Here is a 25,539-nt window from a genome sequence, read left to right on the forward strand (position 1 = left end):
ATGGAGATTCCCTCCTTTCATCGCCCAGACCAAACGCAATACTCATGGCATCCGTGCAAACCAAAGCAATACTTCCTGAAGACTGGGCCGTTGTGGTCCTCGGTTTTGTGATCATCATTCTTTTCCTGGCGGGAATGACCGTTCCCGTGCCCGCATTTTCCTGGAGCAACATGCAAGAGTTGTCGGAAAAGGTTTTCACGGCGCAGAACCTGGCGAAGATCGGGGCACAGTTCGTTCTGGTATTTGTATTTTCCGTGGCGGGTGCGTGGCTCACCAACAAACCGGTGAAGCAGGCAGCGCTGGTCTTCCCGGTTGTCTATTTATTGACCGTGGTAGCGCTGGTGCTGGCCGGCAACAAAGGCGTGAAGGACCTGAACCTGGAGGCGGTGATCTTCAGTCTCTCCATCGGCTTGCTCGTGGGCAACGTCATCAACCTGCCGCAGTGGTTTCGCGAGGCGCTGTCCACCGAGTTGTTTGTGAAGATCGGGTTGGTGTTGTTGGGTACGGGGGTGATCTTCTCCGATATTCTGAAGGCGGGTTCGTTGGGCCTGGTGCAGGCGCTGGTGGTAGTGCTCAGCGTTTGGTATTTCGCGTTCTGGCTTTGCAAAAAATTGAAAGTCGATGATGAACTGACCATGATGATCAGCAGCGCGGTTTCGATTTGTGGCGTGTCGGCCGCGATCGCCACGGCGGGTGCCATCAAGGGCGATACAAAAAAACTTTCTTATGTCATCTCGCTGGTGCTCATCACAGCCATTCCCATGATGATCGTGATGCCCTACATCGCGCGCTACTATGGCTTCTCCCAGGAAGTGACCGGCGCCTGGCTCGGCGGCAGCATCGACACCACGGGAGCGGTAGTGGCTTCGGGCACCTTGGTGGGTGAAACAGCGTTGAAGATCAGCACCATCGTCAAGTTTTCTCAAAACGTGTTGTTGGGCCTCGCAGCGTTTGCCATCAGCGTGTATTGGACGTATGCCAGCAAAGGGCCGGATGCCAAGCAGGAACAAAAGCCCACACTCGGCGTGATCTGGGAAAGGTTCCCTAAATTTGTTATCGGATTTGTGGGCGCGTCGCTGCTCTTTTCATTTTTCCTCAGCCCCGAAAAAGTTGGCGCAGTAAAAGACGGTCTCAAGAGCATCCAAACCCTGTGGTTTGTTCTGGCCTTCACCAGTATTGGTCTGGAAACAAAATTCTCCGACCTGTTTAACTCCAATTCACAAAAGCCCATGTATGCTTTCCTGGGCGCGCAGCTTTTCAATGTTATTGTGACGCTAATCGTTGCGTATTTCTTGTTCGGTTGAACAAGCCAGGAGCCTAATGCCTTCTCGACGGCCTGTATTGTACCAGTCTGTTCATTTTCACCGTGGCTTTTCCACAGACGTATCCTATTCCCACAGCAAGCGGATAATCGCTGGCCCAGTGCACGCCGTTGTTCATCATGGCTGCGCCCACCAGAACCATGATGGTGTAGCCAACTGGACGGATCCAGCGCTTTTCGGGATAGTTCTCGGCCAGCACGGTCACCGTTGCCATCATCGTGGCCATGTGCCCGGAGGGAAAAGCATCATAGCGCGGCGTGTTGTTGGTGAACTCCTTGAACCCTGGCAGCGGCCGCCACACACCCGTTGGCGACGTGGCTGCAAACGGACTCTCCCGGCCCGTGATTCGTTTGATGGTTTGGGTGATCAGACCGAGCGTCAATTGCACTTGCAGTATTTGTGAAGCCGTCTGTACCGCGCGCCGGTCCTGATTTATTTTGCCATAAAGATAAAGACCTCCGCAAATGGCAATACTGGTAAAGCCTTCGCCAACCGAGTAGAGCGATGTGTTTACGTTTTGAGGAAGCTGATAGACCGGAACATCTTTTGAACCCAACCTAAACCCGACCAGCGTCTTATATTCCGTATCCGGGCTGATGTGCAGGGATTGACAAAGATGCTGCATACCCACTTCCGTGTGATGGTCCAACGGCAGCAAAGCCAGGGTAGAGCCAATGATCAATCCCCATGCGGGAAGGGCTTTCTTTGAAAACGATTCTTTGCCTGCCAAAACAATACTTTTCGGAATACCCGTCACAAAAGCAAACGGGCGCGGCGTTTTATAGATCAGCAGTTGATCCCCATAAGGAACGACCGTCGCTTTATACGTTTTTGAGGAATCGCTGGAGTAAAGCAAGGTGTCATACGACTGTGCCTTACCTGTTTGCACAAAAAACAGGATCAAAATAACGGCAATACTCCATCTTCCTCCCGGCAAGGAAATTTTTGAGGATTTCATTATTATCGATGCTGGTGTACATATTAAGATAGAGAAAAAGCCAGACGCGTCAAAACAGAAAGCCGGGCGTTGAAGGCCACCAAAAATGCGATTGAAAGAAAAAATTAAAATAAAACTCTATAAAAACTATAGACTTTATTTGTTTTGAGAAATTTTTATATCTTTACCCCCATGAAACGGCGCTGGTTCAAGTGTTTTTCACTTGGGCCACTTTTTCACACCAGTCTTCAGACTGGCATTTAATTTTTTTTTGAAAGAAAATGAAACATACTCAACTGCACACACCAAACCAGAAGGACTCCACCATCCGCACGCGCCCTCACCGGCGCCTCATCTGTTGTTGTTTGCAGTATAAAATCCCTCATAACATGAAGGACTAACCGGCACTCCCGGTCAACTGAACAAAATCAAAAAGAATTTTCTCATCTCACCGGATCCCAACAAAAGATCCCCAACAGAAGAGAATTAACCAAATGGCTGGCGAATGCACCTGCTTGACAGAACTATTGGTGGTAGGTCTGTTAAAAGGGTGCATTCCGTAGCCACCAATCGAAAGGAGAAATGAAATGACGCGCAGCGGATGGAAAAGATTTCTTTTTATCGGGATGCTTCTCACAACGGGCTTGACACTCGCGCAGGAACACAAGCAGAACGCTGAAGCCAATGGCTCATCTCCTTCGGCCTCTGCCCGTAAAGCCAACCCCGTCGCCAGCACCCGGCAGGTCTACATAGCAGCGGGCGAAAAGTCAATTGACGCGGTCTCGCTCTGCAAACAAAAACAAAAAAATATTCGCGCCTGTGGCGTGGCCGTTGACCCGTATCAGCCGGAGTTTGATTTATATACCAGCAAAGTAGTGCTGCTGCGGATCGCGAAAGCGCATACGTGGCAAGACGATAAGAGTCTTCAAGGGTTGAAGGCGATTGCTTCGGCAGAACCTTACGCGGTTATTGTGATAGCGGAAGAGGGAGCGGTGGTGAATGATTTTCCGGCGTTGCCTTTTCCGGTGGTCGCGGTGGCGGCGAAGGATTCGTCGTTTGTGATCCAGGCGGCGGAGAGGAGGCAGCAGGTTTCGATTTTGGTGCGGTGATGAAATGGCTGCTTGGGAATTCGTTGATGAAGAACTCCAACGAAGACGTGGGGTTTTGATTTTGGTTGGTAGAGAGGCTGGTTTGCGGAATTTTGTTGGTGAGGAACACCAACAAAGGCGGGGTTTCCGAAAAAAACTTGTTGGTGGGACACCAACAAGTGGGTGGGTAGCTTGTGAACTTGTTGGGTAGAAACATTAACAGGGCACGGGTTCTGAATGAGCTTGTTGGTGGGAAAACCAGCAAGTGTTGGCTGGCCTGTGAAGATGTTGATGGTAAGAAAAAAAGGAATGGCTATGGAAAAAGATATGAAAGCGATTGAATTGCCGACGGTGCCGCTTTTCGATGTGGGAGAGGGGGAGCCGATTATTTTGTTGCATGGGTTGTTTGGGAACCTGAGCAATTGGGGACAGGTGGCGTTTGAGTTTACGGCTACCCATCGTGTGCTCATCCCAAGGTTGCCACTGTACTCCACACCCTTGACGCGCGAGCGACTGGATAATTTGGTGGACTATGTGGAGAATTTTATTGAGGAACTAGGGTTGGAACAGGTTACGCTGATGGGCAATTCTTTAGGAGGGCACATCGCGTTGCTGTATGCGTGGCGTCATCCGGAGAAAGTGAAGAAGCTGGTGTTGGCGGGCAGCTCGGGGCTGACGGAGAATTCTTTTGGAGGTACGTTTCCGAGAGTGAAAGACTATGACTACATCCGCGAACGGGTGGAGAATACATTTTATAAACGCGAAGTGGTGACCAAGCAATTGGTGGATGAAGTGTATGAGACCGTGCAAAGCCGCACCCGTACACTCAGCATCATCGGACTGGCGCGGGCGGCGCAGCGTCACAATGTCACCGATATGTTGCGCGAGATCAACACGCCCACCTTGCTGATTTGGGGACGGCAGGATACGATCACGCCGCCGGAAGTGGCGCTCGAGTTTCACGACCTGTTGCCGCGGTCGCAAGTGATTTTTTTAGACCAGTGTGGGCATGTGCCCATGATGGAACATCCCAAGCTTTTCAACCGACATGTCAGAATTTTTTTGGAGCAATAATGCCATCAACTATGCGGCGTTGGCCATACCCGCATTCTTTTTGTTTTTGGGGCTGGAGTATGTCGCGGCCATCCGGCAACGGAAGACACACGTTTTCAACTTCGATAGCTCGGTGGCCAACATCAGCATCGGCATCGCCGAGCGTTTGCTCAACCTGTTTTTGACGGCCAGCTTTTATGGCGTGTTCACCTATATATATGAGCACTTTGCTTTGTGGGCTATTCCCAATACGTGGGGAGTGTGGGTGATGTTGATCCTGGTCACGGATCTGGTGTGGTACTGGTATCACCGGCTGGGACATGAAATAAATTTATTTTGGGCGGCACACATCGTGCACCATCATAGCGAGGAATTCAACTACAGCGTTTCGGCGCGCATCACCACCTTGCAATCCATCGTGCGCAATGTGTTTTGGTCGGTGTTGCCACTGGTCGGATTTCATCCGGCGATGGTCATGACCATTCTGGTGGTGCATGGCACATATTCTTTCTTTACGCATACGCAACTGATCCGTTCGTTAGGGTGGCTGGAACACATTCTGATCACGCCCTCGCATCACCGGGTGCACCATGCTTCCAACGAAAAATACCTCAATAAAAACTATGGCGACCTGTTTGTGTTTTGGGACAAGCTGTTTGGCACGTTTCAAAAAGAAGAAGAGCAGCCGGTATATGGGCTCACACATCCCTTGAAGAGCTATAGTTTTATCTGGCAGCACTTTCATTATTTTCTGGAGCTGCTATACGCCACAAGACAAGTCAGCGGCATCGGCAACAAACTGAAAATTGTTTTTGGTCCGCCCGAGATGTTGGATCAAAACATCCGGCCGTTGTTGGAAAAACGTTTCATCCCTGACCGGCGCGAGACCAACGCATTGGTCCGGTTTAAGGTTTATCTCGTCATTCAGCTGGGATTGGCCCTCGTGGTGCTTTTCTTTATCACACTGTTCTATCAACAAACTCAACCGCTGGAAAAAGTGGTGGGCACGCTTTTTATTTTGATCACGCTGGTAAACTGCGGTGCCTTGCTGGAGCAGCGCCGATGGATCTATTACCTCGAATACCTGCGCCTGCTGGTGGTGGTAACGTATGCATCCTATATAATAGAGCGCCCGGAACTTTTGGCGGGAGTTTTGGTTGTCAGTCTGGCCATGCTGTGGCCCATGCAGAAATGGTATCTGCGATTGGTGTATGGGCAGGGTTGAAAAAAAATAATTTTGCGATAAAGAAACCTTCATGACCCTTGCATCGTTTTGTATTTTATATTAGGTTTGTCTATCGATTTGGTAGAGATTAAAACAAGCCGATCGAATCATTTATAAAGAAGAGGGGAGAGAACAGGCTCTGCGAACCTCTAGCAACTTTCTGGAAAGAATAAGTGCTACATCCTGCCCGAAAACAATATGGGTATATAAAATGAAAAACATGAACACAACACAATCTTCGCACAACGTGCATCCTCATCCGTCAGCATCGCCTTCCCATCAACATACGTGTTGCCGTGCAACGGGATCGTGTTGTTGTTGCTGAACCATCTTTCGGAATTCTCTTTTTCTTTGTGAAAGAATAGCCGGGTGAATCAGCCTGCTGGAATTCCACTGTCATCATCATCATCAAAGTTTAAAACACTGTCACCATGAAACGTGCACGATTCGTGTATCCCTATCGATGTTAAGCGGATTTGAGATCCTCTCTCGGATAGTCATCATATCATAAAATACAGTGTCACATTTAATCAACAAAATTTTTTTAACCACCAAATTCGAAATCATCATGTCAACGTATAAAAAATTTACATTCCAGGGCGCACTCACACAGGAACAGATCACCTTCTTCCAGGATAATGGCTTTATTCATTTTGAGAACTACGCTTCACAAGACACCGTGCAGGAGATCATCCGCTCCACGGAAGAAGTGCAAAGGCAGTGGGTGGCCGGAGGCGTGGAGAAGGTGAATGGCATACCGATCAAATACGGCGTGGACGAGAATGGAAAAAAAATCGTGCAGCGCTTTGCCTTCACCAATCAACATAGTGAAGCCGTACGCCGCTTTGCCGCGCATCCCAACCTGGACGCGTTGAAGGCCCTCATGCCCAAAGGCGCACGCCTGGGGCTGGAAGAAAAAGATGGCGTGGTGTTCAACCACTACGTGAACACCGAAGGCAGCAACTTCTTCCACATGGGCTGGCACACCGACAGCGCCCGCGACATCTTCTATGGCAAGAAGGTGGCCCCCATGCTGAACATCGGTTTCTATCTCGATGACTCCACCGCCCAAAAAGGTGGTCTGCGCATTTTGCCCGGCACACACAAACAAGGCTTGTGGGACTTGTTGTTTCGCAAAAAATATTTCGTGAACAACTACGCCGACGAAAAAGAAGTGCTGGTGGAAGCCAAAGCCGGCGACCTCGTGATCCACGACGGAAGGATCTGGCACCGCGTGGCACCCTCGCCGGTGACCGGTGAAGCCAGCCGCCGTCGCGTGATGTATATCCCGATGATCGTCGGAAAATATCAACCCAAAACGGAAAAGAGCGCGACGCCTTTGTACCTGCATCTGCTTCCGTTTGTGAGCACGAAAAAACATAAAAAGCTGGTCCCTGCTTTTCGCAAAGCAGCGTGATGATAGGGCGTTGCCCGCGGCGACACGGGCAACGCTTACTTTTTATTAGGATGATTTTTAACAGAGAATACCGATCGAGATAAAAAGAATGTCAATCGTTTTAAAACCAAATCAAAAAATGAATTTTCGTGTCAACGGTTTGACGCTGATGCCCTGTTGTTGTTAATCCACTGCCCACCACCATGGCGCAGCCGCGCCGCTTTTAATTTTTTTTTTAATTCACCTAAACCCGCCGTCGCTATGTTTAGCACTGTTGAAAAACCCATTGGAATCTTTTATAGTTATGAAGAATGGTTCAATCCCCTGTTTCGCGAATTGGAACGAAGGGGTTTGCCGTATGTGAAGCTCGATCCCGCCCGGCAATGGTTCGATTTGTCGGAAACGGATGTGTCCTATAGCCTGCTCTATAATGATATGAGCTATCCCTCGTATGTGGATGGCCCATCACAGGCCAACCTAAACCTGCAACCCTACCTGAGCCACCTGGAACAACACCATGTGCCCGTCATCAACGGGTCGGTAGCCATTGCGTTGCAACGATCAAAGACACAACAACTTTTATTGTTGCGCAGCCTGGGCCTGAGTTTCCCGACGACCCGGATCGTGACGCACGCCAACCAGTTGACCGTCGCGACGAACGGATTCAAATTCCCCATCATCCTGAAAGGCAACGCCGGCCGCGGAGCGGAAACCGTGCTTGTAAAGTCCATCCAAGACCTCAAAGAGGGTTGGGAAGATGGAACGCTGGCCTTGCGGGATGAACAACCGTGGATCCTCCAGGAATGGATTCCCGCCAAGGGCAACCACGTGGTGCGCGCCGAAGTGATCAACGGCAACTTTCAATACGCCGTAAAACTTTATCGCACGCCCCACGACATCGACTTCTGGACGGCCGACAACGAACCCTTCCAACCTTCCCTAACGATCGTTAAAGCGATCGAAAAAATTGCGCGTGCTGCGCGGTTGGAGGTGGCCAGCGTGGAATTTGCCATCGACCGGCGCGATAATCAACCCTATTTCTACGCCATTCACGCCCATTCCAATTTCATTGTGGGCCACCGGCCTGGGGGGCACGATGCCTATGCCAGCCTGGCCAATCATATCGAATCGCGACTGCAAAAAAGACGGGAAATAGAATTAATTCTATAAATCCGCTTACGTCTATTGACTTGATAGTGTTTAATACTAAATTTGCCTGAAATCCACCAAAACGATAGAGTTAATATGAATCATGTTTACCGACTCCTCTTTCTTCTCCTGTTAGCTACTGGCGCCCTCGCCCAAGACCCCGCAATCATTACCGGAAAAATTACCGACGGCGAAACCGGAGAAGAGCTGGCGGGAGTGAATATTTTAATAAAAGGTACCGTGACCGGCACCGTGACTGACCTCAAAGGCGGGTTCACATTAAAAGCAAAATCCCTTCCCGTAACCTTGACGGCCTCTTTCGTAGGCTTCAAAACACAAGAAGTTTCCATTACGTCACCCGGCCAAACTGTGAACCTGGTGCTGGAGCCCAGCGCATTGCTGGGAGCCGAAGTGGTGGTAACGGCTTCGCGCGTGGAGGAATCACAATTGAAATCGCCCGTGGCCATCGAAAAGATGGATACGCGCGCCATCAAGGACTCGCCCGCGCCCAGCTTCTATGATGCCCTCGAAAATTTGAAAGGTGTTCAAATGACCACGTCAAGCCTCACCTTCAAAGTGCCCAACACACGGGGCTTCAACATCCCGAACAACTTCCGCTTCATGCAGGTGGTCGACGGCGTGGATATGCAATCCGCCACCCTGGGCGTGCCGCTGGGAAATGCCATCGGCCCCACGGAACTTGACATCGAAAGCGTGGAGATCACACCCGGCGCGGCCTCTGCATTGTACGGTATGAACGCCATCAACGGTATGGCTAACCTCATCACCAAGAGCCCTTTCCTCTATCAAGGGTTGAGCGTCTATCAAAAAACAGGCGTGAACCACGTGGATGGTATCGACTATGATCCCAGCCTGTTGTCGGAAACCGCTGTGCGTTATGCGCATGCCTTCAACAACAAACTGGCCTTTAAAATAAACGGCAGCTACCTGCGCGCCACCGACTGGCGCGGCAGTTCCACAAACGACCAAAATCCCAACAGCACACCGAGCACTGGCAATCCCAACTATCCCGAATTGAATGTGACCGATCACCCGGCCTACGATGCGTGGAATAAATACGGCGACGACAGCGGCAGCAATGCCGTAACCGTGAGTGGCATAAACTACAACGGCGCAGCAAACCAGTCCTTCATCGTCAGAAGAACAGGCTACTGGGAAAAGGATTTGGTGCCCGGCAAAGTGGACAACAAAAAGATCGACGCGGCCCTTCACTACCGCATCGGCAACAACGCCGAACTCTCGTACACCTATCGTTTTGGTGAAATGGACGGCTTGTTCCAGCGCGGAAACAAGATCCAATTGAACAACGCCCGTGTTCAAAACCACAAATTGGAATTGAAGGGCGCCAACTACTTCATTCGCACGTATGTCTCCATTGAAAATACGGGCGACTCCTATAACTTGAAGCCTTTGTCGGACAATTTGGATCTCTCGCACCTTTCCAATAAAGACTGGACAACCAAGTTTAAGGGGTCGCTTCAAACGGAGTTGAACAACGGCACAGACCTGGCCGAAGCCATGCGCCGTGCACGTGCTGCGGCAGATGCTGGCAGAGTAGAGCCGGGCACACCCGAATTTACCGCACTGAAAGATCAGATCATCAACATCAACAACTGGGATCACATCAGCTCCGTGCCTACAGGAACAGCAACCGGTGGCGCGGCCCTCTGGCAACGCAGCCGCATGTATCACACCGATGCACAGTGGGATCTTTCCAAAAAGGTGAGGATCTTCGATCTGCTGGTGGGCGCCGACTTCCGTGTTTACGAAGTCATCCCGGATGGCAACAACTTTGTTGACTTCTCCCGCCCCATCGCCGAACGCACCCAGGCAGAATCCGACGGCAGCTATGGCAGCAATGTGTATTACAAAAAATACGGCGCCTTTGCGCAAGTGACCAAGACCCTTTTCAAGGAACACCTCAAGCTCTTCGGGTCGCTGCGCGTGGACCACAACCTGGAATTCAATCCCAAGATCAATCCCCGGATCGCCGCCGTCTATACCGTGGCCGAGAAACATAATTTCCGCGCCTCGTTCCAGAACGGCTACCGTTTCCCCTCACTGTTCGAAGCCCTTTCGTTTGTGAACAACGGTAACATTCGCCGCGTGGGTGGCTTGTCTTACATCAACGACGGTTTGAACTACCTCGACAATTCGTATACCCTGGCGTCCATCAACACCTTCAACGCGGCCGTCAACACCGATGTGAAAGGCGGGCTGAGCGCAAACGACGCGGCGTTGAAGAACCGTGCTTTGCTGGAGGCCACCAACCTGTCGCCTACCCGTCCGGAAAAAATCAACTCCTTCGAAGTGGGCTACAAAAGCGTGTTGTTCAATAACACCCTGGTGATCGATATCGACGCCTACACCAACACCTACGATGGTTTCCTCGGCCAGGTGGAAGTGGCCGTGCCCTACCTGACCACCGACGGAAAATATCCCGACGACAACAAGCAGGTGCAAGTCGGCTCCGACGACGCCGTGATCTCGATGCTGGCTGCTAACCGGACCCCGCGTCAGAAACGCTATCGCGTATATACCAATGCAAAACAGAAGTACCATAACTACGGTTCGTCCCTGGGGTTGACCTACAACTTCTACAAGAAATTCACCGTAGGGGGTAACCTGAACTACAATAACATCTCTCAAAATAATCAGCCGGATGTGTTTGTCACCGGCTTCAACACGCCGAATTGGGCAACCAACATTACGTTCGGCAATCGCGAGGTGGCCAAGAACCTTGGGTTCAGCGTGGTGTACAGATGGCAGCAGTCGTTCCTGTGGCAAAGCCCGCTGGCGAACGGCACCATCCCGGCATATCACACGTTCGATGCGCAAGTGTCGTATAAGCTGCCGCAGTTGAAGTCGACGTTGAAACTGGGTGGAACGAACGTTTTGAACAACCGGTATATTCAATATGCGGCAGGGCCTACGATTGGGGCGTTGTATTATTTGTCCATTACGGTGGATGGGTTGTTGAAGAAATAGTGATCCCAAAGGGAAAAGAGCTTGTTGGTAGGACACCAACAAGCGTGGGTGGGTTTTTGGTTGAGGGGGTCCCAAAGGGAATAGGTTGTTGGTGAAGAACACCAACAACGGCGTCTTGACAAGTGAGGGATCGCTCTTTTGGAGGGCGATCTTTTCTCGTTAGGTGGGGGGCGATGGAGGAGGTAGGGGAAATAAAAATAAAGACAAGCGAACTATGGAAGTAGCTGAAAAAAATGTGACGAGTAATAGGAGGGCCATTTTGGGTGTGATGGTGGCTGCGGGGGTGTTGGTGGTGTTGGCTTCGGTTTTTTATTTTGATGTGATTGTGGATCGGGGGGGTGAGTGGCTTGAGGGTGTGGGGCCGGAGTTTTTTCTTTTTGTGTTGGGGGGATTTATTGCGCAGATGATCGATGGGTCGTTGGGGATGGCATATGGGGTGAGTGCGTCCACGTTTTTGATGTCGTTTGGGGTGCCGCCGGCGGCGGCGAGTGCGAGTGTGCATACGGCGGAGATCTTTACCAGCGGGGCGTCGGGGCTTTCGCATTTGCGTTTGCAGAATGTGAATAAGAAGTTGTTCCGGAGCCTCTTGCTGCCGGGCATTGCCGGGGCGGTGACGGGAGCTTACTTGCTTTCTTCTTTCGAGGAATATAACTACATCCTAAAGCCCATTGTGGCAACGTATACGCTGGTGCTCGGCGTCATTATCGTGCGCAAGGCCATTCGAAAGCATCAGCCAAAAACGAAAACTAAAAATATTCCGGCGCTCGCCTCGTTTGGAGGGTTCATGGATTCCATCGGCGGTGGTGGGTGGGGGCCAATCGTGGCTTCGACGCTGATCGCCAAAGGCCGGAATCCGCGCTACACCATCGGGTCGGTGAACCTGGCGGAGTTCTTTATCTCGTCGGCCAGTTCCATCACGTTCTTTGCGACCATTGGCGTGGGATATCTTCATATTATCGTGGGACTTATCCTCGGTGGGCTCGTTGCCGCACCCATCGCCGCGCAGCTTACCCGGAAGTTGCCCGTAAAAAAAATAATGATCATTGTGGGTGTGGTCGTCATCCTTGTCAGCGTCCGTTTGATCGTGAAAGCCTTCCTTGCCTGACGGGTTCGTAACCAAAAAAGAATTTCTGTGTTAAGTTTTTGTTGAGCCTTCAGCGCCTCATTCGTTTGCATGGTCGGCGAAAAAGCGTCAAACGTCGTGTCTCAACGGGCCAGGCATGCCCTTTACAGAAGGGTGATCCGCTTGCCCTGGAACCTATTTCAACGTTTTCCGATGCAGTGACCGTGCGTGTACGATAGAGACAAGCACCGGACGCGTTAGCGTGCGCACATCACAATTGATTTTTGTTGGCGTATAAATTCTTTTATCTTGCGCCCCATTTATAGATTTGTAACCGACCCGGACCTTTTGAAATTGAATGGCACTACTCGAAAAGCAACTTTACGTTAAGAAGTCAACGATCCCCAACGCAGGCCAAGGTCTGTTCACAAAGAAATTCATCCCCAAAGGCACGCTCATCGTCGAATACAAAGGCCGCCGCAGCACCTGGGCTGAGGTGAAAGACGAAGACGGCAAGAACGGCTACATCTTTTTCATCAACCGCAACAACGTGATCGATGGCCTGCCCTACAAAAGTGCGCTGGCTCGCTACGCCAACGACGCCCGCGGCCTGGTGCGCATCAAAGGACTGCTGAACAACTCCGAATATTCCGTCGACGGTGTGAAAGCCTACATCGAATCCAAGAAAGACATCCCGGCCGGTTCCGAGATCTTCGTGGACTATGGAAAAGATTACTGGAAAGTGATCCGCGAAAACGTGAAGTTGTGGAAACAAGAGGAGAAAGAAGCCAAACGGAAGAACGGCACTCCCCTGAAATCAAAGAAAGGCGCGGGCAAGAAGAAAGCTCACGCCACGGCTAAGCGAATGGAGCACGGGCACTGATCAGTGCAACGCTCTCTCCTGCTCGTCTAACCGCTGTGCAGCACTGGCGGCGTACAGATCAAATCCTTTCCGGGCCGCCTCCGCGGCATAGGCCTTCAACAGGCGTATCGAATTGCCATTGACCTGCAAAGCTTCCGCCAAAATGGTGTAGGCACGAAACCCGTTCAGATCCTGGGCGCGATAAAATTCCGCGGCCGCAATAATGCCCTCTTCAAAGTAAGGATTGTAAGTAGCCAGGATCGCATATTGCTTTTCCGCCGTCACCGAGTCTGCACTGGATTCTGCGACCACTGCCGTGTATAGAAATTTCTCCAGGCTTTGTGAATCATCGAACGTGATGTCCTTGTTAATCTGCCGTGCCAGCGCGCGCGCTTCTTTGCGGTGGGCCAGCATGAGCAACTCGAAATGGCGCACGTTGTTGTAAAGATTTTTATCGGTCAGTTCCAGCCCGGCAATGCGGTTGAAGAGATTGATGGCGGGTGCCAGGCGATCGGCCTCGAAGTAGCGGCGGCTAAGATCCAGGAGCGCCTGCGCTTTATAGTTGGCGTTGTCGAATGTGTTGGCGAGCCGGTTGAAGTCCGTGGAGTCGCCCAGTCCAATGCGGTAGCGGCAGTATTGATATTTTTCTGCATCCGTCCCCTGGAGCACGTCCTGCAGCGGCATCGTCAGGATCTTTTTCATTTGCACGGAGATGGCTTGGCGTGTCACATCGCGGTCGCGCGACACCGAGTCCCAGGCCATCAGCGCTTCCGGGATCCGGCGGGCTTCTGTCAGGGCAATGGCACTATAGAAACGCGCTTCCTTGTAGGCATACGTGTCGGCATACGTAAAATAGCTGTTGGCCAAATTCGGATTTCGTTGCTCCAGTGCCCACAATCCCATGATGTAATTGAATTTTCCCTGGTACTGTTGGCTCAGGTACACCTGCTCGGCCAATATTTCCAACGCTTTCGACACATTTCCCCGGTGATAATAGGCAAACGCCAGAGACGACTTGAGCGCCTCACTAAAATCGCTGTTCAACGAATCGCTGGCCATGCGATAGGCTTCGTTGATGAAAACCGTATCGACTGTCGTCGCATATTTCATGATGTAGTTGTTCAACAACGTAGCGGAATACAGGTTGAGTTGTTTGGCGGCGAGAGGATCCACCTTCGTCTTGAATTCCTGCGTTTGCGCAGTAGAGAGCGCCAGGGCGTTGCTCATCACCGCAGGTGCGGTAGCATCGAAAAGCTTTAGCACCGAATCGGTGTTCACCGGCACGTGCTCGGTGGCGGCCAGGGCGAAGAAGTTGGTTTCGGCCGAAGCCTGCGACAGGCGGTTGCGCCGTGCACGCTCCAGGTAGAACACGGACGAATCCAGGTTGTGGAGCTTGGCGTAGACGTAGCCGAGGTTGTTTTCCAGCGCGCCGTTGCCCGGCATCACATGGAGGCCATGCTGATATTCGGGGATGGCGCCTTCCAGGTTGCCTTCGCGCACATAGGCGTTGCCGGCGTTGGTCAGCGAAAACGGTGTGGGGTGTTTGGCGTTGGCGTAGGCATAGTTCAGGTGAGCGCCCTCAAAATCGTAGCCCGCAGCCTTGAGACGACCCAGGGCATAGTTGGAGTGGTTGTTTTGGAACGCCTGGGCGCGGCCTTTGTCGTAGAACGATAGCGCATAGGTGGAGTTGCCCATGAGCGTATACAGATCGCCCGCACTGTTATATAATCCACCCGTGCCGTGAAATACATATTCTTGCCAGTTGGAGTAGAAGACAAACGCCAACATGGCGATCATGCCCGCAAAGCGATACGTGAAATAGGGCATGCGGGTGGGCTGGTACAACACTTTATACACCGCCATGTTGCGCGCCAGCATCAGCACAAAATTCGAGAAGACATAGATGAAGAAGATCAACCCGTAGCCCAGGTGACTGAAGATGATAAAGTCTCGGATGATCTTCAGCGCCGGGTCGTTCGCGTTGCCCAGCAGCTGGGCCGTTGTGGCAAAGGCCATCGCACCCATCGCCAGGAAAAAATAGCCGCCAAAGGGATGGTAGGGAAAGATGTTGGCATACAAAGATTCGCGTTTGCGAAATCCCCACACCCCCAGCACCGCCGAGATGGTCAGCAACAAATACAAGTTGATATACAGGAATTTCCACTGCACAATACCCAGCTCGTGCAGGCAGGTGATGATGAGGTTGGCGAGGTAGATTACGCTGATGATCAAAAAATGGCGCAAACTTTTTGAAGTCCCCTGGTTGGAGATAAACACCAGCGACGCAAAAATTTCATGGGCAACGATGATGATGAACAACACCGTCACAATGATTGCGGGCGTGTAGCCTGTGAGCGTAAGTTGATAGAATGGAAAGGGAACGGTTGAAAAGATAGCGATCACCAGGGCCAGAAGGACCGTGAGCGAAGCGAAAAAGATCAGCCGGTAAACAAACGCGACCGTCGTCTTGATGCGATTGAAAAAAAACGCCGGCGCCACATAGAGGAACAACACGACGGCGACAGGAATTTTATCAAACCTTCCAAAAAGGCCCAGCACCTCCAGCCGGAACCCGGCAAGCAAAGCAATGAACAAGGCCATGCCGATAAAAAACCAGAACCGCTCGATGGTGGTGATCACGGTGACAATGATGACCGCCGCGGCGACCAGGATGATCAGAAAAAGATAAGAGGCTGTGGTGTTGGGAACAATGTCGCTGCCGTCGAGGTATTCGAAGATGACGTAGCTCTCACCGGGCACGCTCAGCTCGAAAGGCCCGAGCCGGAAACTGTGCACGGTGGTCTCGACCACTTTCTGTTCCTGCAATTTCTCCCAATGGATAACACCCTCCGGGCCGCGATACCAACTGTACCACAGGAAGGCCAGGGAGAATATAAAAATGCCGCCGGCCAGCGCCCAGACAACGCGGTACTCTTTCAGCCAGTTTTTCCAGAAGTTGAGGGGTTCCCTATCCATCTTAAATTAATTCGATATGCACTTACAAGATAAAAAATAAAAACCCGGAAGGTGCTTCACCACTTGCCGGGTCCATCAGCGATTCAATCATACACATTCGGCGCGGGCTTGTCCACTGTGCCGACGACAACCCAACAGGCCGGTAGTCGCACGTCCGGTGCAGGAGGGCGAGCCTATAACGCAAGGCAACTTATTCCAGTACTTTGGGTACGCGGAAATAGTCGGAATCTTTTTTCGGGGCATTTTTCAGGGCGCGTTCGTGGCTGAGGTGTTCTTTCACCTCGTCTTCGCGCAGCACGTTGATCTCGTGGCTCATGGTGGTGAGGGGCTCCACACCGGTGGTGTCCACTTCTTTGAGATGCTCTACCCAGTCCACGATGGCGGTCATGTCTTTCATCATTTTCTCGGCGTCCTTTTCGTCGAATTCCAGACGCGAGAGGTGGGCGATCTTATCGAGCAGGGCACGATCAATTTTCATTTTTCAGGTGCTGTTTCAATTCTTGGTCTATGATGGTAAATACCCGCTGTTTCAGTGTGTCGATGTCCTTTGCCGTCAGGCCCGCCGTTTCAACCGGTGTGTGAAAGATCACTCTCAGCGGATGCCAGCGCAGCAGGAATTCATCCGGCGGCAAAATTATCCAATTATATGGAATGGTGACAGGCACGATGGGAATTTGTTTCTCCACCGCCACGCGGAATGCGCCGTCTTTGAAGGGGCCCATAACCGGGTCTTTTTTCGTCACAATGCCCCCTTCCGGGAAAATGATGAGGTTTTTGCCTTCGTCGATGGCTTCCATCGAGCGCTTCACAGACGTGTAGCGGCTTTTCAGCTTTTTGCGGTCCACCGTGATGTGGAGCTTGCCATACATCCACCCAAAAAGCGGAACCGTCTCGATGCCGCTTTTGCCCACAAAGATGGCATTGTGGGGCGCGAGGCCCATGGCGGGGATGTCGAGATAAGAAAAATGGTTGGAGCAGTAAATGTACTGTCGTTTTGGGTCCAGCTTCGCGCGATATTCCGTCCGGAAGGGCACGCCGATAAACGTGAAAAGCAACCGCGCCCACCACCGGTTCAAAATGCCCACCAACTTATACTGGCTGGGGAACACGATGGGGATGAGAAACAACGGCAGCAATACCAGGAAGAGAATGCCAAACACCAATGATCCCCAGGCGGTGTGAATGCCTCTTAAAATTTTCATATCGTTTCCCGTGAAGGCTTGCCAGCCACTTTGTCTGCAAAGGTAAGGTTAGTCGCCATTGAATGTACTGCGCCGCGGGATAACGATCAACTCTTTTTGACGCCCGTCGATATACCGGAACTTGCCCTCACCATCAAAAAAGCCGTCTTCCTCCAGTTTGATCTGGATGTCTTTTTTCCATTCGTCGATGTGCGTGGTCACGTTCAGCTCGATGGAGTAGGCGGTGTTGTAGTGCAGGGCATAGTCGCCCGACCCCGGCACGCCCTGCTGCATGTCCCATTGCCCGATGGTGGTGCCGGCTGCATGACCGTGATAGCCGATCGGGTGCGTGTAGATGGAGGGTGTTAGTCCCTGGCTGATGGCTTGCTTGCGCGAATCTTCCAGGATCTGGTTGCCCGTTTTGTTCAGGGCAAAGTTGCCGGTGAGTATGTCTTGCAGCGCGTTGCCCTGGCGCAGCGCTTTTTTCAAATAGTCAGGTGCGTCGGTCTCTCCAGCCTTGAGAATATAGGCATGCTGTTGCGTGTCGGTGTTGAGGCGCAGGTAGGTGATGCCGAAGTCGACATGCAGCAAGTCGCCGAGTTGGATCACTACGGGTTGGAGACGTTTGGTGAAAATGGCATCGGGTTCGCTGCGCTGAATGGACACCGACGGATGAAACCACGTGTCGAGTTTTAGCGCACTGATTTTTTCGCGATACCACCACACCACATCTTCGGTGGTGGTGACACCCGGTTGAATGACGCGATCGGAAAATCCTTCTTCGATGATCTCGTGTGCGATCCGGCAGATCTGTGGATAGATCACCATTTCTTTTTCACTCCGCGTCTCCAGCCAGCTCACGGCCAGCCGCTCGGCAGAGGTGATGCGGGGATGTAATTTCTTGTTCAGGGATTTGAGCAGCAGCTCGTAGTCGTTGGCGGTGAGGCCGTCGGCGTGGCCATAATGTTCGGCTTTGTTGACGCCAATCTTTTTGGGATCGCGTTCCTGGATGATGCTGGCCAGTTGAGCCCATTGGTCGGGTTGCTGGTCGGGATCCCACGCGCGTTTAAAAACTTTCCCTACGTCATAGCGCGCCACAGCGAGGTATTCCATTTCCTTGCCTTCGCCGCGATCGAACACCACCAGCATCGTGGTGCGCCGCGCGGCCATCCACGTGGCGGGTAACAGGGTTTTGATGACCGGGTCTTCGTTGTATTCCCGCGACATCACGATCCACATGTCGAAACCTTCCCTGCGCATGAGGCCGGGAAGCACCGTTCTCAGCCGGTCGTCCAGGATCTCGTCGATCACTTTGGCTTGTTCGCGTTGCGATAGGATAAGCGGGTTTTGTGCGAATGCGGAAGGAAGAAGGAGCGTTCCAAGGAGGAGTAGTAAATATTTCATGACGAGGTTCGAAGAGTAGGTGGTTCAGTAGATTTTTTGAAGATGTTTTTGAAACGATGCGCTATTCTTCGTCTTTAAAAGCAATGATACAGCGTTCTTTCTTTAACAACTCCATCGCCTCATTCACATGCAGGGTCGACTTCACATCGTCGAGCTGCTCGTTGATGCGGCTTTTGATCTCTTTCATGTGCATGGCTTCAATAAACCGGCGCACGTCGTTGTGCGTTTCCAGGATCAGCTTGGGCACTTCCGCGGGCTTGTCGTGGTCGTCTTTGGCCACCATGGTAAAGTAGCAGGAGTTGGTGTGGCGCACGGTGCTGTTCTTCACGTGTTCGGCCTCCACGCGGATGCCCACGATCATGGAAGAGCGCCCCACATAGTTCACCGACGCATGCAACGAGACCAGCTCACCCACTTCCACGGGCTTCAAAAACTCCACCCGGTCCACCGACACTGTCACACAATACGTGCCCGCGTGCTTGCTGGAACAAGCATAGGCCACCTTGTCCATCAGCGACAGCAAGATGCCCCCGTGAATTTTTCCTCCAAAGTTGGCGTAGGAAGGGATCATCAGTTCGGTGATAGTGGTCTGCGATTTGCTGACAGGTTTGGCGGCGTCGGGCATGGGAATTTTACTTTGTGAAAAGATAGGAAAAAATGATGGGCTGAATGTACTACAAAATTCAAAAAGGGGACAAGGGGGTAAAACGAAAACGCCACGGTCTTCGTGGCGTTTCTTTTTGCTGGCGGAGTAGGTGTTCGGCGTGGCCGGAATTTTCTGACGGTACTCAGTGCTTGGGCATTTGTTTCACCGGGTCATACTGTTGCACGTTTTGGTCGATCGCAACATTCTGTGCTGCTGTCATTAACCATTTTCCGTTTTGGTTTACATAGACAACGGTTGCAATGCAATCGCTGGCAGGTTTTTCTCCATCAGGAGCGGTGAAAGCGCTGAAGTGCCAATACAGGTGCGCGATGGCCACGTCTTTTGTAATAAACCGGATGGCAACCGATTTTTTCTCTATTACCGACTCTTTAAACAAGGTTTCATGATAGACCTGGTGCGCATATCGCGACTCCTCCCGGCCTTTCCACCACATTCCGGGGGCATTTACCCAGTCGGTGTCTTCCGTCGTATAGTTTTTCAAATCATCATAATTGTGATGGTTCCAGCTATAGATCATGGCATCGACCTGCTTATGAATGGCGGCTTCATCTTTTACACGATCCTGGGCAAGGCTAAGTCCATTGATGAATAACAGGAGGGCAGTGGTTGTGATTATTTTTTTCATAACTGATTGTTTAGGGTAAAGATATCTCAGCGCCGAGGCCTGCGCATAGTACAAAGGCGACATCTTAATTAAACAGCCGGATAAAAAATTTAACCTGCGATCTCAGAAACTCCGATTCAATATGGGAAGGATTGACCCCGGCAAATTCCTGGAAGTCGCGGATGAGGTGCATCTGGTCAAAATACCCGCATTGAAGGGCAACCTCAACCCAGCTAATGTCAGGCTGTTGTTGTTTGAGGATCCAGGCTTGTGAAAATCTTACCAAACGGGAGAAATGTTTCGGTGGCATGCCGATCCGTTGCTTAAATACCCTTTCAAATTGCCGTGTGCTGAGGCAGGCTTGAGATGCCAGCTGATCTATTTTGATCAGTCCACGTTCTTGGATCAGCAGGGGGAGCACATGATCGATGGGTAAGTTTTCTTTTAATTTGTCCAGCTGTTTCAGTAGAAAATTTTCGACGATCGTCTTCATTTTGTGAAAAGAAATGGCCTCTTGCAGTTGGTCATTTACTTCTCTCATTTTATTTCCCAGCAGTTCCATCCCGTCAAACTCATCTTGGCACACGAGCTCATTCATCGGGATGCCTAAAAATCGATATAATCCTCCCGGCTGAAATCCCACCTTGATAAACAAATGATGACGCCCCGGCGTGATGATATGCCTGTTGATGTTGGGCCCCGTCACGATGGAAGTCGGCAGCGTCATTTTTTTTTCCGTGGCGATACACGCTGTCTCCGAACGATCTCTGACATAAAACATGATGCAATGTTCGGGAAGCGGTGGGATAGAAAAGGGCTGCGCCGTTTCCGTGGCGTCAAACTTCATTTCGTGGATCATGATATTGTTCACAAATCCCTTTAAGGCCGGATGAGGTTCGTAGAGTTGTTGAAACATGATGACCGCTTTTTGTGCTTACTACCGTTGGCTACAACAAGGGAATAACGGCTAACGTTGGCGATTATGAAGTAACGGGGATGGCAGTCGCAGGTATCGATGATGTTGTAAATGACTTTAGCAAACTGCTGCGAAGCTGTCAACCGGGACAACCGAAGTTACGGAACGAAAGGTTGGAACACAAATGACGAATTCCGCCAGGCCTATGCGAAGCGATGGTCCCGAGAATATTTTTTGTTTGTAGTTAAACTTCATTAGCAGGAACGGGGACATGGAGTTTCACCGGGATCCGGTTCATCAGCAAGCGCAATCGAAAGAACATGGCCAGCGCCGTCAGCGTAAGCCCAATGGAAAGCCCCAGCCAGATCCCCGACGATCCAAAGCCTGCTTTAAACGCCAATCCATACCCTAGCGGAAGGCCAATGATCCAGTACGCAATAAAAATAAACAGTGATGGTGTTTTCACATCCTGCAATCCGCGCAGCGCCGAGATGCACACCACCTGCGTGCCGTCGGAAAGTTGGAAGAGCCCGGCAATGATCATGAGCGACGCGGCGATGCGGAGCACTTCGGCGTCGTCCACATACAATGCGGGAAGCCAATGCCGGCCAAACACAAAGCCCAGCGCACACGCCGACATGAACACCAGCGCCATGCCAAGCAACGTGTAGGCCGCCCGCTTCATATTTTTCACATCATTTCTCCCGAGAAAATAACTCACGCGAATGGTGGCCGCCGCCGCAAGACCGGCCGTGGTCATGTAGCTGATGGTGGCCAGGTTGATGGCGATCTGATGTGCCGCCTGCGTCTTCGTGCCGAGCCATCCCATCATCACCAACGAAAAATCGAACGCGGCCACTTCAAAAATAAATTGCGCCCCGCTGGGCACACCGATGTGCAACATTCTGCTGAACAGCGCACGCGAATAATTTCCCAACACAAACCCGCCGCGAAACCGCCGGAATTCCGGAGCAAAATAAATATAGCCCGCGATGGCCAGCGCCATAAACACCCGCGACGAAAACGTGGCCCATCCCGAACCCACAAGCCCCATGGCCGGGAACCCGCCATGCCCGTAGATGAGCATGTAGTTCAACAAGACGTTCACCACGTTGCTGCCGACCATGATGATCATGGCCACACGCGTATTGGATAATCCCTCGGCAAATTGTTTGAAGGTTTGGAAAATGAGCACGGGAATGAGCGAGAACGTGATGATGCTCAGAAAGGGAATCGACTTATCGATCACCTCCTGCGGCTGGCCGATGTGATAGAGCACGCGCTTGCCCACATAGACCACACCCGCCAGCAGCAAGGCGTTGATCACGTTGATGACCAACCCATGGCGCAACGTTTCCACGATGCTGCGATCATCCTTCTTCCCATCGGCTTCTGCCACCAGCGGCGTGATGGCATACGACACCCCGATACCAAACAGCAACAACACATTGAAGGCCACCGTGGCCAACCCGGCAGCGGCCAGCTCGGTAGCGCCCACGTGACCCACCATGATGTTATCGGTGAAGCCCATGAGCACGTGGCCCAGGTTGCTGAGCATGACGGGGTAGGCGAGGTGGAAATTTTCCTTGATGTGGGTCTTGATGGTCATGGGGAGATAGGCGAAGCAGGTTTGGGATGGACGTTAACGGTCTTTCAGCCGGGCCACCAGCAGCAGGCCGGTCATGCTGATGGCGTCGGTGATCTCGCCGCGCAGCACCATCGCCACGGCTTCCGACAGCGGCAGCTTCCACACCTTCATGTCGGCTTCGGATGCTTCGCGGGCGGAGTCGCCCTGCGAGAGGTCTTCGGCCAGGAAGATGTAGCCTACCTCGTCGGTGACGGAATTGGAGGTGTGGATCTGCGTGAGCTCGGTCCATTTTTTTGCGGTAAGGCCCGTCTCTTCCTGCAGCTCGCGGCGGGCCGAAAATTCGGCCTGCTCGTGCGAAGGACTGCCGCCTTCGGGGATCTCCCAGTGAAACGCATTGAGCGTGTACCGATATTGACCGACCAGCCAAGTGTTGCCCTCGGCATCGACGGGCACAATGCCGATGGCTTTGTTCTTGAAGTGCACCTTGCCGTAGATGCCCTTTCCCCCGGAAGGGTTTAACACCTGATATTCAGTGACCTTGATCCACGGGTTCTCGTACTTCTCTTCGCCGGAAAGCGTGGTCCACGGATTTTTTATTTCGTTTTGGGACATGATTCGCCGTCGGTTTTGCGGTGATGCTCAAAGCTATTCAATTCTTTTTTGCAGGAAATCATTTACGCATTAAGTTTGTGACATGCTCAAGTCGTCGTTCACGAAAGATCTGATCGAAGCCGGATGTGACGAGGCCGGGCGGGGATGCCTCGCCGGCCCGGTGGTGGCGGCAGCGGTGATCCTTCCCAAGAAATACCGCCACAAACTCCTCAACGACTCCAAGCAACTCACCAAAGAAGAACGCGAACTCCTGCGCGAAGACATCCAGCGCGATGCCATGGCCTGGGCCGTAGGCGAGATCGATCACCAGGAAATAGACCGCATCAACATCCTGAACGCATCGTTCAAGGCCATGCACGTGGCGCTGGACAAACTCACGCTGCGCCCCGAATTGCTGCTCATCGACGGCAACCGCTTCAAGCCCTATGGCGAACTGCGGTTCGAATGCATCATCAAAGGCGATGGAAAATATTTGTCCATTGCCGCCGCCTCCATCCTGGCCAAAACGTATCGCGACGACCTGATGATGCGCCTGGCGGAAGATTTTCCCGGCTACAGCTGGCATACCAACGTGGGCTATCCCACCGAAGCCCATCGCGACGGCATACGTCAATTGGGCATCACACCACACCATCGTCGCTCGTTCACCCTGTTGCCCGATCAATTGGAATTATTTTAACCGATCGTTGTTCTTGTTTTTGATCTTCGATCGATAAACCTGTTTCGTATTCCAGCACACCATCTCATATTCTTTTAATTCTCCCCACCATGTGCCTCATCTTCCTCGCATTCAAGAATCACCCGGCGTATAAGCTCATCGTTGCGGCCAACCGCGATGAATTCTACGAACGCCAAACCGAAGCGGCGCATTATTGGAAAGACAGACCCGACGTGCTGGCCGGCCGCGATCTGGTGGCCGGTGGCACCTGGATGGGCATGAACACCAAGGGAAAGCTCGCGCTGCTCACCAACTACCGCGACCCCAAGAACATCGACCCACATGCCCCCTCACGCGGCCTGCTCGTGTCGGACTACCTGACGGGCCGCGACCGCCCCGAACATTATCTGCATGCGATCAACGACGGCGAAAAAGAATACAACGGCTTCAACATTATCGTCGGTGGCCTGAACGAACTGTGGTACTACTCCAACTACACGCACATGATCGAAGAGTTGATCCCCGGCTTCTACGGGTTGAGCAACCACCTGCTCGACACCCCGTGGCCAAAAGTGGAGCGCGGAAAAGAAAAACTGAAAAGCATTCTGGACCAACCGACCATTCAACCCGAGCAATTGATGGACGTGCTCTATGACCAGACGTTGGCGCCGGAAGACAAACTGCCCGACACCGGCTTGTCTTTGGAACGCGAAAAAGCATTGTCGTCCATGTTCATCAAAACACCAAACTACGGCACGCGGTGCACGACCGTGGTGCTCGTGAACTATGATAATGAGGTAACGTTCTGCGAACGGGTGTATAACACAACCACCTTCGAGCACACCACGGGGACCTTCCGCTTTAAGGTTTGAGCGTTAGCGGGGGCGTATTGTTACTACATAGTCTTGCGCGTGGTCAGGGCTAAAGCCCGGGCGACGAGTAGCTTCTTAACCCTGGCCTAAAGGCCTAGTCGATGCACTCATTTATCTCCGGAAAAGGCGAATTCGAGATCTACGTTAGCAAGCCCTGAACTGAATAATAGTGACCATGCACCAACAACCTCATTGGAGGGTTACCCTTGGACCAAGCTCCACATGAACTGACAAAAAAAAATTTGCACTCAAGCCCGTAGGGCTTTTCCATCATAACGCCCGGTGCAACCGGGCGAACAGCGACTATGTATAACAACCCGCCTGGGCGGGTTACCTTTCGGGTGGGGTCTTTCTTGCAGATACGATTCACACCATTACGCCTTCAGAACCTGCATTTACTCGTACTCGGCATACCCACTCTGAACCTTCGATGGAACCCGCACAATTTTCACACCTAGAACATTCATACCAATATAGATTTGCGACTACGAATTAGCTTCCCCGCACTAAAGGGTAACCCGCCCAGGCGGGTTGAGATACATGGACTCGCTTCGCCCGGTTGCACGGGCGTTATGATGGGGAAGCCCTACGGGCTTATTCAGTTTAACGTCTTGAACTCGCCCTTTTAAATCACGATAAATGGGTGTCTTTATCCCTGGCCTTTTAGACCAGGGACAAAGACACCCCCGTTCATCCGGGCTTTAGCCCTGACTTGCTCCTATGGCAGGCGCCAGAAGCCCCAACTCAAGACATTCATCGTCGAATGCATTAGAACTTCGTATCCGCGAAATACCCCTATACCAATTCCAAAACGCCCTAGCTATAGCGTTGACAAGGGGAGATTTTAAGCAAGAGATCAGTTATCACAGGGTTAAGCGGCAAATTTTGTATATAAATGGAAATAAAATAATGAGAAGCGTTATTTTATTCATTAATTGCACCTCAACAACGTGTACG

At 51.9% G+C, this 25,539-nt stretch carries 21 protein-coding genes and 1 riboswitch; of the genes, 11 read left to right on the forward strand and 10 right to left on the reverse strand.

The window, feature by feature from the left end; translation table 11 throughout:
• Positions 1-44 precede the first annotated feature (44 nt).
• Entirely contained in the window at positions 45-1,304 is a 1,260-nt protein-coding gene (locus BUB30_RS30370) for a YeiH family protein (protein WP_073142120.1), read from the forward strand.
• Positions 1,305-1,317: 13 nt separating this feature from the next.
• Here BUB30_RS30370 and BUB30_RS30375 read toward each other — a convergent pair whose 3' ends face one another.
• Positions 1,318-2,280, reverse strand: coding sequence for a phosphatase PAP2 family protein (locus tag BUB30_RS30375; protein WP_073142121.1), 963 nt, complete (start codon positions 2,278-2,280; stop codon positions 1,318-1,320).
• A gap of 566 nt (positions 2,281-2,846) precedes the next feature.
• On the opposite strand from BUB30_RS30375, the gene BUB30_RS30380 reads away from it, so the two are divergent.
• From BUB30_RS30380 to BUB30_RS30415, 8 genes are all read left to right on the forward strand, one after another.
• Positions 2,847-3,368 carry a hypothetical protein gene (locus tag BUB30_RS30380; protein WP_073142123.1) on the forward strand — a complete coding sequence of 174 codons (522 nt, stop codon included), beginning with the start codon at positions 2,847-2,849 and terminating at the stop codon, positions 3,366-3,368.
• A gap of 294 nt (positions 3,369-3,662) precedes the next feature.
• Entirely contained in the window at positions 3,663-4,421 is a 759-nt protein-coding gene (locus BUB30_RS30385; protein WP_073142490.1) for an alpha/beta fold hydrolase, read from the forward strand.
• Positions 4,396-5,625 (forward strand): sterol desaturase family protein, encoded by a 1,230-nt coding sequence (locus BUB30_RS30390; RefSeq protein ID WP_073142125.1) that lies wholly within the window; start codon positions 4,396-4,398, stop codon positions 5,623-5,625. Before BUB30_RS30385 ends, BUB30_RS30390 begins: the two co-directional genes overlap by 26 nt.
• Positions 5,626-5,733: 108 nt before the next feature.
• Positions 5,734-5,838: riboswitch (SAM riboswitch) on the forward strand.
• Positions 5,839-6,193: 355 nt separating this feature from the next.
• Positions 6,194-7,042: a phytanoyl-CoA dioxygenase family protein gene (locus BUB30_RS30395; RefSeq protein WP_073142126.1), complete on the forward strand. Its 849-nt coding sequence runs from the start codon at positions 6,194-6,196 to the stop codon at positions 7,040-7,042.
• A 240-nt stretch (positions 7,043-7,282) separates the two neighbouring features.
• Positions 7,283-8,191, forward strand: coding sequence for an ATP-grasp domain-containing protein (locus tag BUB30_RS30400; protein ID WP_073142128.1), 909 nt, complete (start codon positions 7,283-7,285; stop codon positions 8,189-8,191).
• A gap of 75 nt (positions 8,192-8,266) precedes the next feature.
• Positions 8,267-11,179, forward strand: coding sequence for a TonB-dependent receptor (locus BUB30_RS30405; protein ID WP_073142129.1), 2,913 nt, complete (start codon positions 8,267-8,269; stop codon positions 11,177-11,179).
• 214 nt (positions 11,180-11,393) lie between these two features.
• Complete coding sequence (locus BUB30_RS30410) at positions 11,394-12,284, forward strand: sulfite exporter TauE/SafE family protein (protein WP_084138478.1); 891 nt, start codon at positions 11,394-11,396, stop codon at positions 12,282-12,284.
• 316 nt (positions 12,285-12,600) lie between these two features.
• The gene (locus BUB30_RS30415; protein ID WP_073142133.1) at positions 12,601-13,125 is read left to right on the forward strand and encodes an SET domain-containing protein; all 525 of its coding nucleotides are present in this window, start codon (positions 12,601-12,603) and stop codon (positions 13,123-13,125) included.
• Here BUB30_RS30415 and BUB30_RS30420 read toward each other — a convergent pair whose 3' ends face one another.
• From BUB30_RS30420 to BUB30_RS30460, 9 genes are all read right to left on the reverse strand, one after another.
• Entirely contained in the window at positions 13,126-16,080 is a 2,955-nt protein-coding gene (locus BUB30_RS30420) for a tetratricopeptide repeat protein (RefSeq protein WP_073142134.1), read from the reverse strand.
• Between the two features lie 190 nt (positions 16,081-16,270).
• Complete coding sequence (gene gatC, locus BUB30_RS30425; protein WP_073142136.1) at positions 16,271-16,558, reverse strand: Asp-tRNA(Asn)/Glu-tRNA(Gln) amidotransferase subunit GatC; 288 nt, start codon at positions 16,556-16,558, stop codon at positions 16,271-16,273.
• On the reverse strand, positions 16,548-17,282 hold the full coding sequence (locus BUB30_RS30430; RefSeq protein WP_073142138.1) for a lysophospholipid acyltransferase family protein: 735 nt from the start codon (positions 17,280-17,282) through the stop codon (positions 16,548-16,550). Before BUB30_RS30430 ends, gatC begins: the two co-directional genes overlap by 11 nt.
• 48 nt (positions 17,283-17,330) lie before the next feature.
• Complete coding sequence (locus tag BUB30_RS30435) at positions 17,331-18,665, reverse strand: M24 family metallopeptidase (RefSeq protein WP_073142140.1); 1,335 nt, start codon at positions 18,663-18,665, stop codon at positions 17,331-17,333.
• Between the two features lie 61 nt (positions 18,666-18,726).
• Entirely contained in the window at positions 18,727-19,290 is a 564-nt protein-coding gene (locus BUB30_RS30440) for an acyl-CoA thioesterase (protein ID WP_073142141.1), read from the reverse strand.
• Between the two features lie 163 nt (positions 19,291-19,453).
• Positions 19,454-19,957 (reverse strand): SgcJ/EcaC family oxidoreductase, encoded by a 504-nt coding sequence (locus BUB30_RS30445; RefSeq protein ID WP_073142491.1) that lies wholly within the window; start codon positions 19,955-19,957, stop codon positions 19,454-19,456.
• 64 nt (positions 19,958-20,021) lie between these two features.
• A complete protein-coding gene (locus BUB30_RS30450) occupies positions 20,022-20,852 on the reverse strand; it encodes a helix-turn-helix domain-containing protein (protein WP_084138480.1) in 831 nt (276 codons plus the stop codon).
• A 244-nt stretch (positions 20,853-21,096) separates the two neighbouring features.
• On the reverse strand, positions 21,097-22,461 hold the full coding sequence (locus BUB30_RS30455; protein WP_073142143.1) for an MATE family efflux transporter: 1,365 nt from the start codon (positions 22,459-22,461) through the stop codon (positions 21,097-21,099).
• 33 nt (positions 22,462-22,494) lie between these two features.
• Positions 22,495-23,052 (reverse strand): NUDIX domain-containing protein, encoded by a 558-nt coding sequence (locus tag BUB30_RS30460; RefSeq protein ID WP_073142145.1) that lies wholly within the window; start codon positions 23,050-23,052, stop codon positions 22,495-22,497.
• Between the two features lie 82 nt (positions 23,053-23,134).
• Between BUB30_RS30460 and BUB30_RS30465 the strand changes: the two genes are divergently transcribed.
• Positions 23,135-23,731 (forward strand): ribonuclease HII, encoded by a 597-nt coding sequence (locus BUB30_RS30465; RefSeq protein ID WP_073142146.1) that lies wholly within the window; start codon positions 23,135-23,137, stop codon positions 23,729-23,731.
• An 89-nt stretch (positions 23,732-23,820) separates the two neighbouring features.
• Complete coding sequence (locus tag BUB30_RS30470) at positions 23,821-24,582, forward strand: NRDE family protein (RefSeq protein ID WP_073142148.1); 762 nt, start codon at positions 23,821-23,823, stop codon at positions 24,580-24,582.
• Positions 24,583-25,539 lie beyond the last annotated feature (957 nt).

Origin of the sequence: Chryseolinea serpens, from assembly GCF_900129725.1 — a bacterium.
Classification (GTDB): Bacteria; Bacteroidota; Bacteroidia; order Cytophagales; family Cyclobacteriaceae; genus Chryseolinea; species Chryseolinea serpens.

Bases quoted from the DNA above. Each gene is read 5' to 3' on its own strand.
- BUB30_RS30370 (WP_073142120.1), top strand. From the start codon at position 45: ATGGCATCCGTGCAAACCAAAGCAATACTTCCTGAAGACTGGGCCGTT.
- BUB30_RS30375 (WP_073142121.1), bottom strand. From the start codon at position 2,280: ATGAAATCCTCAAAAATTTCCTTGCCGGGAGGAAGATGGAGTATTGCC.
- BUB30_RS30380 (WP_073142123.1), top strand. From the start codon at position 2,847: ATGACGCGCAGCGGATGGAAAAGATTTCTTTTTATCGGGATGCTTCTC.
- BUB30_RS30385 (WP_073142490.1), top strand. From the start codon at position 3,663: ATGGAAAAAGATATGAAAGCGATTGAATTGCCGACGGTGCCGCTTTTC.
- BUB30_RS30390 (WP_073142125.1), top strand. From the start codon at position 4,396: ATGTCAGAATTTTTTTGGAGCAATAATGCCATCAACTATGCGGCGTTG.
- BUB30_RS30395 (WP_073142126.1), top strand. From the start codon at position 6,194: ATGTCAACGTATAAAAAATTTACATTCCAGGGCGCACTCACACAGGAA.
- BUB30_RS30400 (WP_073142128.1), top strand. From the start codon at position 7,283: ATGTTTAGCACTGTTGAAAAACCCATTGGAATCTTTTATAGTTATGAA.
- BUB30_RS30405 (WP_073142129.1), top strand. From the start codon at position 8,267: ATGAATCATGTTTACCGACTCCTCTTTCTTCTCCTGTTAGCTACTGGC.
- BUB30_RS30410 (WP_084138478.1), top strand. From the start codon at position 11,394: ATGGAAGTAGCTGAAAAAAATGTGACGAGTAATAGGAGGGCCATTTTG.
- BUB30_RS30415 (WP_073142133.1), top strand. From the start codon at position 12,601: ATGGCACTACTCGAAAAGCAACTTTACGTTAAGAAGTCAACGATCCCC.
- BUB30_RS30420 (WP_073142134.1), bottom strand. From the start codon at position 16,080: ATGGATAGGGAACCCCTCAACTTCTGGAAAAACTGGCTGAAAGAGTAC.
- gatC (WP_073142136.1), bottom strand. From the start codon at position 16,558: ATGAAAATTGATCGTGCCCTGCTCGATAAGATCGCCCACCTCTCGCGT.
- BUB30_RS30430 (WP_073142138.1), bottom strand. From the start codon at position 17,282: ATGAAAATTTTAAGAGGCATTCACACCGCCTGGGGATCATTGGTGTTT.
- BUB30_RS30435 (WP_073142140.1), bottom strand. From the start codon at position 18,665: ATGAAATATTTACTACTCCTCCTTGGAACGCTCCTTCTTCCTTCCGCA.
- BUB30_RS30440 (WP_073142141.1), bottom strand. From the start codon at position 19,290: ATGCCCGACGCCGCCAAACCTGTCAGCAAATCGCAGACCACTATCACC.
- BUB30_RS30445 (WP_073142491.1), bottom strand. From the start codon at position 19,957: ATGAAAAAAATAATCACAACCACTGCCCTCCTGTTATTCATCAATGGA.
- BUB30_RS30450 (WP_084138480.1), bottom strand. From the start codon at position 20,852: ATGTTTCAACAACTCTACGAACCTCATCCGGCCTTAAAGGGATTTGTG.
- BUB30_RS30455 (WP_073142143.1), bottom strand. From the start codon at position 22,461: ATGACCATCAAGACCCACATCAAGGAAAATTTCCACCTCGCCTACCCC.
- BUB30_RS30460 (WP_073142145.1), bottom strand. From the start codon at position 23,052: ATGTCCCAAAACGAAATAAAAAATCCGTGGACCACGCTTTCCGGCGAA.
- BUB30_RS30465 (WP_073142146.1), top strand. From the start codon at position 23,135: ATGCTCAAGTCGTCGTTCACGAAAGATCTGATCGAAGCCGGATGTGAC.
- BUB30_RS30470 (WP_073142148.1), top strand. From the start codon at position 23,821: ATGTGCCTCATCTTCCTCGCATTCAAGAATCACCCGGCGTATAAGCTC.